The organism is Psychromonas sp. SP041, assembly GCF_000470315.2.
GTDB lineage: Bacteria > Pseudomonadota > Gammaproteobacteria > Enterobacterales > Psychromonadaceae > Psychromonas.
The window spans coordinates 202420-220166 of record NZ_CBRF02000002.1 but is presented as its reverse complement, the minus strand read 5'-3'; the positions used below and the strand labels follow the sequence as shown (position 1 = coordinate 220166).

Here is a 17747-nt window from a genome sequence, read left to right as displayed (position 1 = left end):
GTTAAAAACCTTTATTGTTTAAAAATAAGGTTAAATGTAACGGGTACTGCAGTGCTAATTGATGGAAGACCAGCAATATTTCTGAGTTGCTCAACACCTTCCTCTAAGCCATAATCGCTTGCATTAATAACGATCGGCATAACAGACGTGACTAATAACCTTTCACCACTTAATTTAGTGACTTGTACATCGCTTGTTACTTGGTTTAGAACACCATGAAGTGATAAGTTGAATTTGACAGATTCCGTATACATATCGCCGACATTTAAGCTGGCTACTTTCTCTACATCAACAAAACCAGATATTTTTGCATCCACATACTTGGCAGCATCAAATAACATCGTTTTCACTCTTTCATTACGAATGCCAATATTTGTTTCAACACTACTAAGGTCGATATTGAGTTCTACCTGACCAGAATCATTAATTGTACCAGTTAGTTTTTGGAAGCGATGAACTTCTCCCACTTTTAAACTTTTAACAGTAATAAAATTGAGTGTTGAACTCTCACCAGATAAATCCCATTGTGCAAATGCACTTGGCGACAAAAAGGCGAATAACAGGGCAACTCCAGAGAGTGCTTTCATAAAAAATCTCCATTAATTTTTAGTTAGCTTAAAAATCCTATAAGTACCATCGTCTTAACACCTTGTTAAGTACAATAACTCCGTATTTACGGTGGATAAATAACTCTAATATTAATATTAAAGATGCCACACAATATCAAACGTAATAATTTAATCAATAAGTTAACCAAGGTTTAATCATAACAAGTAAGGGAAATGAAATAATAAAGAAGAGAAAAGCATGGTTTAACCAAAAAGTTATTGGTCAATAATATGATTAAGAGTATTGGTTAAAGGTAAGATTAAACCGGATCAATTGAATTTATACGACTTATTTTACTTTAAAGAACACAAGACGCCAAAGTCGTCATATCAAACTGCAACATGACGATTTAGCCGATAAAGTGATAATGATTTAAGAAGCTTAATTTAATAACGTCATTAGCTCAGACATGTGTTTAATTTGTATAGAAGCTAGAGGATGTTTCTCGTCTAATGTAGGCGCATAATAAATATTTTTCATTTTCGCTCCATTAGCAGCCTGTAGACCAACTAAGCTATCTTCAACAACAAAACATCGAGCAGGATCAGTATTCATTTTTTTAGCGGCATGTAAGAAAATCCCCGGCTCAGGTTTCCAAGTATCAATATCGTAAGAGCTGAAAATGTTATCGCTAAAGTATGGCGCTAACCCAGTGACTTTTAAAGCTTGCTCAATTTTCTCTCTAGGAGCAGAAGAAGCAACACAAAACGGAATAGTTAATGAGCTTAGTAACGCTTTAACTCCTTCATTCGCTTTTAAATGGTGTTCAAAAAGATGCTTTACCTTAAGGCGATAATCGGGAATGAAAGTCTCTGGGAAAGAAGTATCAAACTCTGATTCTAAACTGGTCAGAGTGACATTAAGCTTAACACCTCTGTATAGCGCCATTAATTCTTCAGCGTCAGAATCAATACCAAGTTCAGCAAGTTGCTGTTGTAGAGCAAGATTACAAAGGAACTCACTGTCGACTAAAGTCCCATCACAATCAAAAATAATCAAATCCAATATTTACTCCTTATGCCGAACTTCATTGAATGACCTAATTTAATAACGTTATTAAGTCACTTTATTAGACGGCTTCATTAAAACAATATTGTTGTTTATTTACACTATCAAACATAACGATTTAATCAACCTGTTGAATTTATTTTGATGTGCTGCACTTAATTTATTGAGAAAGGCAGTACAACGTTAGCAGGTTATAACTAAAGGAATTAAAGTCGAAGTAGAAATGATTATATCATTAAGTAGAGATCTCATCGGCCCATAATGTTGATTCGACAGAGGAGTTAATGATTTCAGCCTCTGTAATATTTAACGTCTTACTCAATTCATCAACTTTGCCCCAATTTGAATTTTCAACAGCTTCCGCTAACTTAATAAGATCTTGAAGTCGACCTTCTTCACCTAATAATGCATCTTTAATTTCTTGATTAATATTTAAAGGTTTAACAATAGAGGACATGTCTGAATCGAGTAAAGCATCGATAACTGACAGCATGCCACAAAGGTAACCGCTCTCTTTTTTATGATGTAAGCCCATTGAAGATAAGATCATTTCAAAGAATTTTGCACGCTGTAAAGACATATTAGACAATATGCTAGGTTTACCTGTGTTTAATGTTTTGATCACCGCATAAGTTATAAACTTACGTACGCGATCTTCACCAAGGTAAACCAGTGCTTGTTGTAGTGATTTTATGGGTGACCTAACCATTGAAAATTCATTAACAAAGTTCAATAATTTAAAGGATAGCCCAGGGTTACTTGCGATTATTTTTTCAATTAAACGCAGGTCAAGTTCGCTGCTAGACACTGCGACTGATAACTGTATTTTTGAATTGAGAGAAGAGTCTAATATTTTATTATAGATCATTTCAGGTTTACTAAAAAAATACCCTTGAAATAGATCAAACCCATATTCCTTTGCAGTATTAAATTCTTCATAGGTTTCTACTTTTTCTGCTAAGAATTTAATGTCATAGTTAGCTAAAGACTTGATATACAAAGCAGCTTGGGAAAGGGAATAGGTTGTGATATCGAATTTTATAATATGGATATGTTTATAAAAACGCTCCCACTCTTTGCTCGGCACAAAGTCGTCTAAAGCAATCGTGTAGCCTTTATTTTTTAACTCGACAATAATATTGTACAAGTTGTCACTAGGTGGACAATCTTCTAAAATTTCGATGACATAGTTTTTATTAGGGAAGTCGAATGGGAGCCTGTCGAGTAAACTTTCATAACCAAAGTTAACAAACCCTTTTTTACCATCAAGAATTCGCTTTTGATGCACTAAAGTTTGATTAACCAAGATGCTTTTAGTGGCGTAATCAGAACTGACATTTGGAAATGAATTTTCTTTCCCATCACGATAAAGTAATTCGAACGCAATGGTTTTTTTATTTCTATCGACAATCGGTTGTCGAGCTACATAAGAAGACATATTCCTACCTACTTGTAACAAGTAAAATACATTGTTTATCTAGAACATCCATTTCAACACTAAAACACTGAACAACCTTACTACATGGGGATTTCATGTAATATTCAGAATGCTAAAAGCATAAAAACCATAAGCAACAACAATGACAGATTTATAAGTTAAATAATATAAATAACGTAAAATAAAAGAACATAAGCAATAAATTGTGAAGCCATCAGTTTTTAGTATTTTAATATCGATTTACTGTTCAAGCAGTAAGCTAAAATACATGTTTTATTAAACTATTCTCATAACGAAGCTGAATATTACTTTATAAACGATGATAATTTAAATATTAAGTCATACCGCAATAAAAAACTTTAAATAACAAAAAAACCTATCTATCATTTATAACTCACACAGTGATAAGAAACTTACAAATAAAAACATAAACTTAACAACATACATTTTAGTTTCAGTGAGACTAATAACGTTTTTAAAGACATACAAGTCATGATTAATGTTTAGTGAACGTTATGAAAGAATAAAGTGTATGCCCCACTAAAGTAAATGTCTTGCTCTCGATGAGAAAGTGCTCGTAATCGCCACCATATAAAAATGCCGTATGGTATTTATATTGTTAATCCCACCCTCAACTAATATAATTTAGACATAACCAATAAAATGTAAATCATAAAAAATAGAGTTTACATTTTATACCTAAAAACCAATATAAATAACAAGGTTAAAAATGAATCCAATTATTGCAATTTTAAAAAAACACAATGTCAGTGACGAAAAAATTAAATCACTTTTTGAAGCATTAACTGACAATCCACTGATGGCAATGGGCCTGGTACAGCAACTAGGTATTCCACCAGAAGAGTTAAAGCAATTGATGGGCACTATCATGACACAGCCTCACCTAATTAAAGAAGCAACAGATGAGTTAGGGCTAGACTTTGCTAAAGTTCAAGAAGCAAAAGAAAAACTAAATAAGTAATGAGTGAAGTATTACCACATTAAAAACCAAAGTATATCGATAGTTTGTCAATGACTAGCCATCCAACTATTCGCTATCAAGCCTCCCTTATCTAGCGTCAGCTCCTTAACGTCAATGATATAAACGCTAGGCATGCAACAGCTTTGGTTTTTCTTACCTACTTTCAACTGTTTTCCCTTTCTTTTTATCGCTGTTCAGTCTGTTTAACCTTAAATTAATCATTGCATAAAGTGTAAATTATAGACTTCCTACCAGTGGAGTAGCCCTCAATTCGAAAAACCAACAAGCTACTTTACTATGGTTTATTTATTCCATAATGATTGGGGTTTTTATCTCTTTTTTATCTAACCAGTTCAAGCCAGAATGGCTTTATCAACATAACCTTCTAAACACAACCTTATACCAAAAGAATTAATAAGGTGATCATTCTTGCTGGTTAAAATCATCCCTAACTGCGTTGTGAGTTTTGAAGTGAGAACAACTATCTCCTACAACTCACGCCTTATTAGTGTTAATTTTTCCTGCGCAATCTCTGATCACTTATTTAATTCCATTGGTATTATCAAAACGATACAGACATATAAAATAAAGGGGAACTGAAAATGAAAGCCATTGGATACCAACATAACTTGCCGATAGAAAATGAATTATCTCTACAAGATATCGAACTGGATCAACCTATTGCACAAGGGCATGATATTTTAGTTGAAGTTAAAGCAATATCAGTCAATCCAGTTGACTTTAAAGTGCGCCAGACAGCCCCTGCTGTTGAAAATGAATATAAAATATTAGGTTATGACGCGACAGGTGTCGTTAAATCGGTTGGCGAACATGTCACATTATTCAAGCCAGGTGACAAAGTTTGGTACGCTGGCGATATTACTCGTTCAGGCAGTAACGCACAATTTCAATTAGTTGACCAACGCATTGTTGGTTACATGCCCAATACATTATCTTATGGTGAAGCTGCAGCATTACCGTTAACTAGTCTCACCGCATGGGAGCTATTATTTGATCGCCTGAATATCATTAAAGACGATCCGTCAAAACGTATTTTAGTAATTGGTGCCGCTGGCGGTGTTGGTTCAATCATGGTGCAGTTGTTAAAACAACTGACTCAACTTGAGGTTATTGCAACAGCGTCACGCCCAGAAACGGTATCTTGGTTAGAGGATTTAGGCGCTGATACCATCATTAATCACCGCAACCTATTGAGCGAAGAGTTTGCAGCTAAAGATGTAAAAGAAGTCGATTACGTGGTTAGCTTAAATAATACGGAACAACATTTACCTGAAATTATAAAAATTATTAAGCCACAAGGGAAGTTTGGACTAATTGATGACCCAACAACGCTAGACATCAAACCCTTTAAAACGAAGGCTGTTTCGGTACATTGGGAATTAATGTTTACTCGTTCATTATTTAAAACAGATGATATGCAAGAGCAACATACCATTTTAAATAACGTAGCAAAAATGATTGATAACGGACTCATTAAAACCACAGTGGGTGAAAATTTAGGGGTGATTAATGCCGCTAATTTACGACAAGCTCACCAACAACTGGAAACACAAAAAACAAAAGGTAAAGTGGTCTTAGAAGGGTTTTAATAACGATTTTTAACAGGTATCAATTTACTCAATGAGTTATTGGTTGAGTTCAAACTCAGTCAATAATACTGCTGAACAAAAAGAGCTTAATCATCACTCTTTTGTTCAGCGTTTATTGCTTCATTTTGAGAAAGAGGGTTTTGGGGAAGAGGAAGCAGTTAATCTGGCCATTTTATTTATACATCTTTTTATAATTAGGCACATGGTCAACCCAAAAAGCGGGCGTTCCGATATACTCTTGAACTGTTTTGATAAACTCACTGACCAAAGGTGTTTGTTTTCGATGTGGATAAAGCGCATAGATCCCCGTATCCATTGTCGACAGTTTATAATCGGTTAATAATGTCACTAACCCCATTTCTTCCATTGGCTTTTCTAAGTTAAATAAGTCAATAATCGCATAACCTAACCCTGCTTGTACTGCCCCCATCATGGCGCGGACATCACTGACTTTATAACTCCCCTTTATCTTAAAGGTTTTCATTAGCTCACTATGAGGTTGCTCACTTACTTTTATTTGGTCAAGGCTGACATCGCCATTCCCATAAATAATAGCAGGTAAAGCAATCAACTCTTCTGGTGTTGTAGGTAGTCCGTAATGAGCAATAAAATCATGTGAAGCAATTAACGCAAAATGCGCATTAGCGATTTTTTTAACCATTAAATTTGAATCATTTAACTTACCGATCCTAAAAGCTAAATCAAAATGGTCACCAATAATATCGCTTCGTTTATCATCTAACATAAGCGTTATTTTTACATGAGGATACTGTCGCATAAATTGATTGATAACAGGCTGGATATACTGCTGTCCAAAAAACATACCGGATGTAATACGTAACATACCTTTAGGTTGAGATTGATAGGAATCAGCAGTGCTTTTAATGTCATTCAGTGTATCAACAACAGTATGTGCTTGAACCAATATTTCTTCACCTGCCGACGTTAGAGAAAAAGAACGTGTTGAGCGGTTAAGTAACTGTACGCCTAATGTCGCTTCTAGCTTTTTAATTTGCTTGGATAATGATGAGTTATCCATATCGTGAATGGCGGCGGCTTTAGCAAATGACCCTTGCTGTACTACATCGATAAATAACATTAATTGATTCGTAATTGACACGAAGTGCTCCATAAAACATTTATTGAGACTAAAATAAGCGACTTTAATAGTTAATATTGACTAAAAAGGATTAGAAATAATTAAATGATAAAGCTTAATTGTTGATTCTTGACCATTTTAACTATAATCCGGCCCCTGTAAATAAGTCTGTGTAGCGATAATTTTTAAAATCTATGTCTAACCTTATGAAGCCTAGTTTCAAGTACAACAAAATTATTTAGAGTAAATCGTTCGATAATCAGTCGAAAGATAATACTCCAATGGCTTTGGTCGACCATGAAAGTATCCTTGTTGTATATTAAACCCTAAAGCAAAAAGTGTTTTAGCTTGTGCCTCAGTTTCAATTCCTTCTATTAAACTCTTCATACCCAGTGCGCCCACTAAGCGGTGAATACATTCAAGCGTTACGGTATTGTTATCGATACTTTCAAGAAAGGATTTATCGACTTTAACGGTTGTTGCAGGAATATTATGTAAATAAGCAAGAGATGAAAATCCTGTTCCAAAATCATCAATACTGATGTTGATTTCATTATCAACGAGTCTTCTAAAGGGATTGTTTTGATCATTGATTTGTGTAAAAAGTACTCGTTCAGTTAACTCGATATTGATGTCTTTAGGTTGTAAATGATGTTTGTTAAGTTGTTGTAATATAGTGTCAACTAAAGTTGGATCAGATAAATGCAAGCCTGATATATTAATGGCCATGGTTACATTTTTATTAATCACTTTTTTTAATAAAACCAAATCATGAAGCGCTTGTATGAGCACCCAATTTTCGATTTCATATATTAAACCTGTTTTCTCTGCAATTTGTATTGTTTCTTCAGTGTCTACAAAACCCAGCTCTTCATTTTTCCATCTCAATAAAACTTCAAATGAGCAAATATTACCTGTTACCATATCAATAATAGGCTGGTAATAAAGGCTAAACTCTTGCTTTGGAATTGCAAATGACAATTTTTGAGAAATTACACTGATACGTTTGGAAGCATGCTCCATTCCTTTTTCATAATTTATCCAACGCTTCTTACCTAATTTTTTAGCGTGATACATAGCCGCATCAGCACAGGCAATAATATGCTCAAAATTATTGGCATCTTTTGGATAACAAGCAACGCCAATACTCGCTGAAAGCGTTAAATCTCTACTATGAATACTGATAAAATTTTCAACAAAAGAATGCAAAATAGCATCACATCTAACGGCTACCGTATCATCACCTAATGTATGCTCAATGAGCAAAATAAATTCATCACCACCAAAACGACAAATAATATCATCTTTGTTCATATTAACTTTCAAACGGAAGCTGACTTCAACTAATACATCGTCACCTTTCCCATGACCTAACGAATCATTGATCATTTTAAAACCATCAAGGTCGACATAGAGTAATGAAAAAGGAATGTTATTGTTAATATTGTGTTCGATATGATGTGTTAAGCCTCTACGATTAATCAGGCCAGTCAGTGGATCTTCCCATGCTTGTTTACGTAAGGTTTGCTCTATTGTTTTCCTTTCATGTATGTCATACAAGTGAAGTAAAATAGCTTTATTACCTTCTTCTTGTGTTGTTTCAATAGCATCTATCTTAAACCATTGATCGCCTTTCATTGTTTTTAGGCGAACGTCATCTTCAAATTTAATATTTTGCGACGTAATAACAAATAGTTTTTCCAATACATGATGGTCACAAAATAACTCATTTAAATGAGAGAGTTTATTACCAAAGTATTTTATAAAAGGAAGACTCCCATTAATCAATTTACCGTCAGTTTGGTAAATCGATAAAATGGTCACACTACCGACTTCTGCATTCGATGATATTAATTCACTGGTTGTTGCTTCCACCAACATCCCTACCCTGCCATCTTCTAGTTCAAAACCAGAAAACTGACAAAATGCCTGGACCTCTTCTCCTTTAGGGTGAAATGACCAATACTCATTAATGACTTCTCCCCTTTTAAAGGCAAGCTTATAATTTAAAAGACTTTCTTTTATAACCTCGGATTGCCCTGCTTTAAAATCTCTGCTTAATAACTCCTCATGTGACGGACTGTTCCACAATTTAAGGGCAGCAGTATTTGCCCAAACAATTTTTGATTGGTCAATATCGTACACCCAAATAGCAGTATTTAATTGTTCGGTTTTTATCAGCATTACAATTTTTTCATACTCTGTCACCAGCCTCTTATGAATTATTTAGCATCAATTATAAAAAATGAGCGCCTTTTAGTGTGAAACCAAATTCAATTAATAACTAAAAAACGATTTATCAATCTAACCTCGATAAAACCATTATATTTAGTAAAACTTAATACAATTTATAGGTGACTAAGATCACATTTAGAATTAACATGCAGTCTTTATTTAATCATTACTATTAACATTCTGATATTTGAGCTTGGTATAACGTCTCTATCGAAATATGAATGCCCTAAGTAATCATCCCTTAAAGGATATGTATGACGTCAGCTCACTTACCTCAACCAACAAACCGCGTCGCGATTATGTTTGTCTTAGCATTAGGGACTTTCATTTTAGGTCTCACTGAATTCTCAATGATGCCTATGCTACCTTTAATTAGTGACACATTTAACGTGACACCAACACAATCAGGTTATGCCATTAGTGCTTATGCAATGGGAGTGGTTGTAGGTGCCCCTATTTTAATGCTGACCACCGCGAATATGCGTAAACGTAAAGCACTAGTCATATTTTTAACGTTAATGTTTATCGCTAATGGGTTGAGTGCGCTGTCAAACTCATTAAATCAATTAATTCTTTTTCGCTTTTTAAGTGGATTGCCCCACGGCGCTTACTTTGGTGCAGCGATTCTTTTAGCTGCAGATATAGCGCCAAAAGGAAAACGATCTGCATTTATGTCTAAAATTTTTATGGGTTTAACCATCGCCACTATTGTTGGAGTACCTATAGTGACTTTAGTTGGACAAAACCTCAGCTGGCGTTATTGTTTAGCAGGGGCGTCTATTTTATCACTTATTGCTTTAGTCTTTGTTTATAAAGTAGTTCCAAATGTCGATAACAGCAAACCATCCAACCTACTTAATGAATTTAGCGTATTAAAAGATAAGCTTGTTTGGTCTATTTTAGGCATAGTGATCATTGGTTTTGGTGGTGTATTTTGTATTTATACTTATATCGCAGACACTATTTTAGATATCACACAAACGCCTGCTTACACCATCTCAATTGCGATGGTTATGTTTGGTATTGGCTGTACTTTAGGTAATTACTTTTTAGGTAAAGCGGCTGATGTATCCGCAATTAAAGCAACGGGTATCTGTTTAATTTGTACCATTATATTTGCTATCGCTTACGTTAATGCAAGCCATAATATTTGGTTGTTATATGCTGTTATTTTCTTAATTGGGTGCAGCATTGGTTTAGCGACATTGATTCAGACATTATTAATGGATGTTTCTCCCGATGGTCACGCGATGATCGGTGCATTAGTTCAATGTGCTTTTAATGTGGCCAATGCTATTGGACCTTGGGTTGGAGGAATGGCGATTGCACAAGGAGCACAACCGAACCAAACCGGTTACGTTGCCGCGGCTTTATTTTTAGGTGGCTTCATTATGTGGGTATTGAGCTATATGCAATTAAATGCAAAAAAGAAACTCGCTGTTTCTGCATAGCAACATAAATACATAGCTAGCAGTATTACATCAGACTCTTATTTTTTTAGAGTGAGAGTTTGATGAATGAGTATTTGATAAAATGCTGCAATGTAGCCATGACATAGCAATGATATGACAATGTATAAATAAGGTTTAATACTTAATTAATTTACTTTTCGGTGAATATAATTGAGACTGCAATAAAAATTTTCAAGAAGTTAATTTAATCTCTTCCTTTTTTTATTTCTACTTCTATTTCTATTTCTATTTCTACTTCTACTCAAATAAGTCTCTCTACAAAAAAATAAGCCTTCAATTATTTATCGGAACGGACTATCAATTAAGTCTCTGTTAAATCGCTTTTCTGTCTATTACTCTTCATTTCAGAGTCAGCCACTATTGTTATTTTACTTTATTCAACGTTATTATGACCGTTCAACAAATTCTATTTAAAGAGAAAACCCATGTTATTTAGAGGAACTGTCTCGTTTTCATCTCAGTTAATTCAATTAGCAATAGTGTCTAGTATAGGGCTTGCTTTCAATGTAAATGCATCAATTAATGTCACTTCATTAGAAAGCGATGGCATTAATAACTGGGAAAGCGAATCATTTGAAGGCGAATCAACTTATAACCTTGTTGAATATGATAATCGTAAAGTTTTAAAGGCTCAAAGTAATAACTCAGCATCAGGATTGGTGTTAAAAAAGAAAATAGATTTATTAAAAACACCTTATATCAATTGGACTTGGCTAACTAAAAACAAGCTCACTGGATTAGATGAAAAAAGTAAAAGTGGTGATGATTACGTCGCACGGGTTTATGTTGTCATTGACGGAGGGTTTAAAATTTGGAACAGTAAATGTTTAAGCTATGTCTGGTCAAGTAACCAAAGTGAAGGTGAAGTTTGGGATAATGCGTTCATAGGCGACAAAGTAAAAATGGTTGCGGTGCGAGGCAAACAAGCAAAAATAGATCATTGGTATAATGAAAAACGCAATGTATTCCAGGACTTAGTTGATCAATTTGGCGATAAAGGCAGCGACAAAAAAAATCTAGCGGCCTATCAATATATTGACGTGATCGCAATAATGACCGATACCGACAACAGTGCAGGAAAAGCAGAATCCTATTACGGTGATATCGTATTTACTGCAGAGTAATAAACGCAACATTATAGTAAACATAACATTTATATTAATAATAGCATTTATATTAAAAATAGTGGCACCTAACACAGAGGATCAATATGAAAGATAAAGTTGTTTTATTTAAAAAAATACCAAACCAACAGCAACAACTGTTAAGTGAATATTTTAATCTTGTGTACTTTGATAAAATCGATTCGAGTAATATGGACGCTTTTATTCATGAGATTAAAGACGCTGATGGATTAATTGGGGCGGGTGTAAAATTAACACCTGCGATTTTAGATAATGCCCTTCAATTAAAAGTTATTTCAACCATTTCAGTTGGCTTTGATCACTTTGATCTTGATTATTTAAATAAACGCAATATTGCATTAACCAATACACCAGATGTATTAACTAACACCACAGCAGATACTATATTCACACTGATAATGTGTGCCGCTAGACGCACCACAGAACTTAATAATATGGTCACAGCAGGACAATGGACCAACAATTTAAAAGATCAGTACTTTGGTGTTGATGTTCATGGCAAGACCTTAGGAATATTAGGTATGGGGCGTATCGGTTATGCTGTTGCTAAGCGAGCACACCATGGTTTTGATATGAAAATAAATTACTATAATCGCAGTGTCAACAAACAAGCTGAACAAGATCTTAACGCACAAAAGTTAGAGCTTGATGAGCTATTAGCAACGTCTGATTTTGTATGTTCTATTTTACCAGCAAATGAACAAACTGACCTGCTGATCGGTCAACGTGAATTAGATTTAATGAAACCCTCAGCGATTTTCATTAATGGCGGCCGAGGTAATGTTGTCGATGAGCAAGCGCTTGCAATGGCACTTAAAAATCGAAACATTAGAGCTGCAGGTTTAGACGTTTATCAAGTAGAGCCTTTGCCTACCTCATCACTTTTAATGTCTTTAGATAATGTCACTCTATTTCCACATATTGGCTCTGCTACAGCAGAAACGAGACTCGCTATGATTTGCAGCGCAATAGACAGCCTTAAAGCGGCTTGTTCGGGAGATTTAACACAAAACTGCGTTAATGCAGAAAATATAACTCAGTAACTTTCCTACTGCTTTAAGTAAATAGGATTTAATAAAGATGCTCTAAAAATCACAGTGTTTGTGAGTAAATTTGTAAACAGGTTTATGTGTAGATTTTCGAGCATCTTTACGCCGAACAAGCCTAGCCTGTTCAATGAATAAAGAGTGATAATATAAACTGAATTATTTACAGGGTTACAAATTTCATAGCTCTCACTTCTACACATTCGTCTCATCACCACTATTGCATAAAGAAATATGACAGTTTATTCTGCTTTACCTTTTTACTTCCTTAGAATGGACTCGCTATGCTAAAAATCATCACTAATCTATTCCCTGTATGGGCTATTTTATTATCTTTATTAGCCTTCTTTCAGCCATCGTTATTCACCTCTTTAAAAACTTTCATCGTTCCTTTATTGACCATTATTATGCTTGCTATGGGACTAACATTAACACCTAAAGACTTCGCAAATGTCAGCAAAAATATTAAAGCTGTCTCTGTAGGCGTGATATTACAGTTTACCGTCATGCCCATTGTTGCATTGATCATTGCGACATTAATGAACTTTGATGCGAACTTAACCGTTGGCTTAGTATTAGTTGGTGCAGTGGCTGGAGGTACAAGCAGTAACGTAATGTGTTTTTTGGCTAAAGGTGATGTTGCTTTATCGATCTCAATGACCGCTATTAGTACATTATTAAGTGTTATTTTCACTCCTTTACTCGTTGAGTTACTAGCGGGTAAAAGTATTGATATCCCTGTTACAGGTATGATCATCAGCCTGATAAAGATTGTGTTAATCCCTGTCGTACTGGGTATCGTACTCAATACTTTATTGCATAAACCGACCAAAAAAATTGCACCAGCTTTACCACTAATATCAATGGCTGCCATTGTTATTATTATTGCAATTGTTGTTGCACTTAATGCAGAAAAGTTAGTAGAAGTAGGTTCAATGGTCGCTATTGCAGTTATCTTACATAACTCGTTTGGTTTATTAGCTGGTTACTGGATCACTAAAAAACTAGGCTTTGAAGAAAAAGTCTGTCGCACGATTGCCTTTGAAGTTGGTTTACAAAATTCAGGGTTAGCTACTGCGTTGGCAATGAAGTTCTTTGCCCCAACAGCGGCTATTGCCGGGACTATTTTCTCTATATGGCATAACATCAGCGGTTCTATTTTAGCGGGATACTGGTCTCGAACATCAAATGAAATTGAAACGGATAAAGCAATAAAAGAACATAGTAATAAATAATAAGTACTTAGCAATAAGCAGGAAAATTTACGATAGTCTTCACGCCATTACCTGTGGAATATTCATAGATGATGGCGTAAATCATTTACAATCGCTCTGATTAACAGTGTTTTTAAAGAAGCATAAATAGTTACCGTTCTAGTTCAGTTCAACGCATAGTCAATTTCCTTTAGCGTTTTTTACTATTAGTGATCATCATTTTCACTAGAGCATGATTAAAATAAGCAATAACTTTTCTATTGGAAACGCTCATGGTTTTATTGCCCATAAGTGATTCATCCTACCTTTTTATTATCGAAATTGAATACGACAAACCGATGTACTAGCGTCATCAGCCTCACACACTTCCTTATTTTTTACACATTTGATCTGTACTATGCGCTAATATTAATCGTCGAAGTCATTTATCTGAACGATAAAAGGAGTAAATAATGGATTTACCAACAATGACAATACCTAAAAAATTATCCCTAATGACGACCATCATCATTAGTGCAATAACATTAACTGGATGTGACTTATTATCTACGGATTCATCTTCAGAAGAAATTAAAGCCACTGCTCAAACGACGAGAGCAAAAGGAATCAACCTTTCATTATTTACTGACGGTGCATTTACCGAAACACCTAACATTGTTGATTGTGAAACCTCTGATGGCACAAAAACCAGTTGTTATGAAATAACCACATCAGGTGCGCCAGCAGGACGAGAGCCAGGCCCATTTTGTCCAAGAACAACCAGTGATGGTCCTGAAGCAGGCGGAAGTTGGTTTAGTAAAGAAGGAACAGGTGATTTAGTTGATATTACTGGTAAGTTTATTTTAAAACTTAGTGAATATTATGGTGATGAAAAATGGGTCGTTTACGATGCAAAAACTAATAAAGTGCGCTATACCGCAACTAAAGCAGCTTGTTTAGGTGCCGCTCGTCCAGATGTTGAAGAACAATATAAGCAAAACTGTATCGAGTGTCAGCTATCTTATCTTGATGACGACTTCTCATTAACTTACCTAATCCCTGTAACACCTATCCCAGCCGATAAGCCAGGACGTGTTAGAACGGTTGGCATTGCATTAGACGGATCCGAACTATCAGGACCAGCGCCAATAGGTGCAATCTTAGGAAGCTATACGATTGCAGCGTTTGATGATTGTGGTGGGCATATTAACGTACATCAAGGTTATCACTATCATTCTACAACCGGTTGTACAGACAAAAGTGATAAGACTGAAGATGGTCATGCTGCATTAATTGGTTACGCGTCAGATGGTTACGGAATCTACGCAATGAAAGACGCAGAAGGTAAAGAAGAGTCATTAGATGAATGTCGTGGCACAACAGATGACATTAGAGGTTACCATTACCACACAGCAAGTCCGAGTGAAAATATGTTTATTGGATGTATGCACGGTGAAACAGTACGAACAGCAGGTGGTCCTCCAGATGGCGGACCAGATGCGCACCGAGGCCCACCACCCGTTTCTGAATAATAGGAGTATCAACAAAAATGCTTATCATGCTTTTAAAAAGAACATTATTTACTGTTGTTACGTTATTATTTACAACTACTTTGGTGCAAGCTCACTCTGGCCCATTAAGTGAAATTGCAGTTAAAGCTTGCGATGTTAAATCTCGATCTCAATCTTGCCAATATGAAGATGGTCATCAAAATTTATACATTGGTAGTTGTCAATACATGTCAGAAACGTTGATGTGTGTAAGAAATCAGCCGATTCAAAAAATTGAAACTGATAATACTAATGAGCAAGATACTGCAGAAGAACATAAGCATAGCTAGTGATGAAGTTATTAAATTTTGATGTTTTATGTATTAATTAATAACTTATTCAACTTCCAACAACAAAACCATCTCTCATGAGGTGTTTTTTTGGTTTTATAGGAAAATAAATTCTTTATAAGTGACTGAGGTCACTAGAAGAAGTGTTATTTTAAATGAATGCTGGATGTATTTGACATATTTCGGTACATTGTCAATTTTATGTACGCACACACTAAGGATAGTAAAATGAAGCCAGAAGAGATGGTAGATTCGGTAACGAATATCGCCCTAGTATATGGACCTAAATTGATCGCAGCAGTGGTCGTTTGGATTATTGGTTCGTGGATTATTAAGTTGCTTTTAAGCGGCTTAAATAAAGTCATGACGAAAAGTAATGTTGATGCATCATTAATACCATTTTTAAATAGCCTTACTGGTATGATACTGAAAGTAATGTTGGGTATTACTGTACTTGGCATGCTAGGTATCGAAATGACTTCGTTCGTTGCGATTTTAGCAGCAGCTGGTTTAGCAGTAGGTATGGCATTATCAGGCACACTGCAAAACTTTGCAGGTGGTGTAATGATCTTGTTATTCAAACCTTTCAAAGTAGGTGATTTCATTGACGCACAAGGCCATGCTGGTTCAGTTAAAGAAATTCAAATATTCAACACTATTTTAAAAACAGGTGATAACAAAACAATCATCCTACCAAATGGTGGTTTATCGACTGGTTCAATGACTAATTTTTCAACGGAAGAAAAACGTCGTGTAGATTGGACTATCGGTATTGCATACGGCGATGACATTGATAAAGCACGTGCTGTAATCAAAAAAATGTGTGATGCAGATGCTCGTATATTAAAAGATCCAGAAGTTGTTATTGTTGTTTCAGCATTAGCGGATAGCTCAGTTAACTTCACTGTTCGTGCATGGGTACAGGCGCCAGATTACTGGGGTGTATTCTTTGCAATGAATGAAAATGTATACAAAACATTTGCGACTGAAGGACTTAGTATTCCTTTCCCACAAATGGATGTACATTTACACAAGTAAGCTAATTTAAAAGCTGACTAAAAAGGTCGAATGTTTAACATTCGACCTTTTTTTATGTCCTAAACAAAGCAGCCTATTCTCAAGGTAATCCCGCTTAATCCCATAAACCATTCTCTGATAGTTTATTTCGATCGTTTCATATCCATTCTATTAATATCCATTGCTTAAGCACCTAGACAAAGGTTGATACAGCCATAGCCTAATACCAATAACCATAAATAGCTTATCTATTTTACTTGTTAAAACAGCCCACTTCCTCGTTGGAAATGTCGTAAAGGGAACAGGAACAGCCATTAAAGAATTAACATCTTTTGGTTAATTCTCCGATAGACGATTAACAAAGTTAATCTTCGAAAGGCTCAATTTACGCCTTGAATTGAACTGTTTTTCCAGCGAAAAATTTAGATGACATATTTAATGTAATAGGTATAACAATGACATAGCCAAAAATATTATGAACAATGCTCTGTATTAAACATAAAGAAAGTCCACGCATTTAGATATTAAATGATGTTGGAGGATAATACTCAGGTGACTGATTAAAGCGGATTTTTAGTCCATTTATATAGTGTCTCTAATATTCGAGTATGTTGGTTTAATGTGGGTTAACTATATCCGTTATACCAATGGAATTAAATAAGTGTTCAGAGATTGCGCAGGAAAAATTAGCACTAATAAGGCGTGAGTTGTAGGAGATAGTTGTTCTCACTTCAAAACTCACAACGCAGTTAGGGGGGATTTTAACCAGCAAGAATGATCACCTTATTAATTCTTTTGGTATTATACCGATTACATTAAATAAGTGTTCTAAATTTTGCGCAGGAAAAATGACTTAGTTCAAGGCGAAAATTGAGCTAAATGGTTGTTCCCTTTACGAAATTTACAACGAAGAAATAAGTTATTTTAACAAGTAAAATAGATAACTTAATTAGTGTGATTGGTATTACTATTCAAGGTGAAAAATTCAGCAAACGGTGAAGTGAACAGACACTAGGCAGAAAGAGGAATATCTAACAGGTTAAATCAACACTT

The 17747-nt window shown here is 35.0% G+C and carries 14 protein-coding genes; 9 read left to right on the top strand and 5 right to left on the bottom strand.

What is annotated here, in order from left to right:
* Window positions 1-11 precede the first annotated feature (11 nt).
* The 3 genes from SP041_RS02335 to SP041_RS02325 form a co-directional block, all read right to left on the bottom strand.
* Window positions 12-587, bottom strand: a complete 576-nt coding sequence (locus SP041_RS02335; RefSeq protein ID WP_025562277.1) for a YceI family protein — start codon at window positions 585-587, stop codon at window positions 12-14.
* 403 nt (window positions 588-990) lie between these two features.
* Window positions 991-1614, bottom strand: a complete 624-nt coding sequence (locus SP041_RS02330) for an HAD-IA family hydrolase (RefSeq protein WP_037047291.1) — start codon at window positions 1612-1614, stop codon at window positions 991-993.
* A 238-nt stretch (window positions 1615-1852) separates the two neighbouring features.
* On the bottom strand, window positions 1853-3055 hold the full coding sequence (locus SP041_RS02325; RefSeq protein WP_025562280.1) for an HDOD domain-containing protein: 1203 nt from the start codon (window positions 3053-3055) through the stop codon (window positions 1853-1855).
* 730 nt (window positions 3056-3785) lie between these two features.
* On the opposite strand from SP041_RS02325, the gene SP041_RS02320 reads away from it, so the two are divergent.
* Window positions 3786-4037: a DUF2999 family protein gene (locus SP041_RS02320; RefSeq protein WP_025562281.1), complete on the top strand. Its 252-nt coding sequence runs from the start codon at window positions 3786-3788 to the stop codon at window positions 4035-4037.
* Between the two features lie 602 nt (window positions 4038-4639).
* On the top strand, window positions 4640-5647 hold the full coding sequence (locus SP041_RS02315) for a zinc-binding alcohol dehydrogenase family protein (RefSeq protein ID WP_025563592.1): 1008 nt from the start codon (window positions 4640-4642) through the stop codon (window positions 5645-5647).
* Window positions 5648-5819: 172 nt separating this feature from the next.
* Here the strand turns inward: SP041_RS02315 and SP041_RS02310 are convergent, their stop codons facing one another.
* Window positions 5820-6767, bottom strand: coding sequence for a LysR family transcriptional regulator (locus SP041_RS02310; RefSeq protein WP_025563593.1), 948 nt, complete (start codon window positions 6765-6767; stop codon window positions 5820-5822).
* A gap of 213 nt (window positions 6768-6980) precedes the next feature.
* A complete protein-coding gene (locus SP041_RS02305; protein WP_025563594.1) occupies window positions 6981-8954 on the bottom strand; it encodes an EAL domain-containing protein in 1974 nt (657 codons plus the stop codon).
* 281 nt (window positions 8955-9235) lie between these two features.
* On the opposite strand from SP041_RS02305, the gene SP041_RS02300 reads away from it, so the two are divergent.
* The 7 genes from SP041_RS02300 (at window position 9236) to SP041_RS02270 (ending at window position 16715) form a co-directional block, all read left to right on the top strand.
* Window positions 9236-10432 carry an MFS transporter gene (locus tag SP041_RS02300; RefSeq protein ID WP_025563595.1) on the top strand — a complete coding sequence of 399 codons (1197 nt, stop codon included), beginning with the start codon at window positions 9236-9238 and terminating at the stop codon, window positions 10430-10432.
* Between the two features lie 446 nt (window positions 10433-10878).
* Window positions 10879-11577: a DUF3047 domain-containing protein gene (locus SP041_RS02295; protein ID WP_025563596.1), complete on the top strand. Its 699-nt coding sequence runs from the start codon at window positions 10879-10881 to the stop codon at window positions 11575-11577.
* 86 nt (window positions 11578-11663) lie between these two features.
* Window positions 11664-12641: a D-glycerate dehydrogenase gene (locus SP041_RS02290; RefSeq protein WP_025563597.1), complete on the top strand. Its 978-nt coding sequence runs from the start codon at window positions 11664-11666 to the stop codon at window positions 12639-12641.
* A gap of 287 nt (window positions 12642-12928) precedes the next feature.
* Complete coding sequence (locus tag SP041_RS02285; RefSeq protein WP_025563598.1) at window positions 12929-13879, top strand: bile acid:sodium symporter family protein; 951 nt, start codon at window positions 12929-12931, stop codon at window positions 13877-13879.
* Between the two features lie 431 nt (window positions 13880-14310).
* Window positions 14311-15369 (top strand): YHYH protein, encoded by a 1059-nt coding sequence (locus SP041_RS02280; RefSeq protein ID WP_240791404.1) that lies wholly within the window; start codon window positions 14311-14313, stop codon window positions 15367-15369.
* A 17-nt stretch (window positions 15370-15386) separates the two neighbouring features.
* Window positions 15387-15677, top strand: coding sequence for a hypothetical protein (locus SP041_RS02275; protein WP_025563600.1), 291 nt, complete (start codon window positions 15387-15389; stop codon window positions 15675-15677).
* A 228-nt stretch (window positions 15678-15905) separates the two neighbouring features.
* A complete protein-coding gene (locus SP041_RS02270; protein ID WP_025563601.1) occupies window positions 15906-16715 on the top strand; it encodes a mechanosensitive ion channel domain-containing protein in 810 nt (269 codons plus the stop codon).
* Window positions 16716-17747 lie beyond the last annotated feature (1032 nt).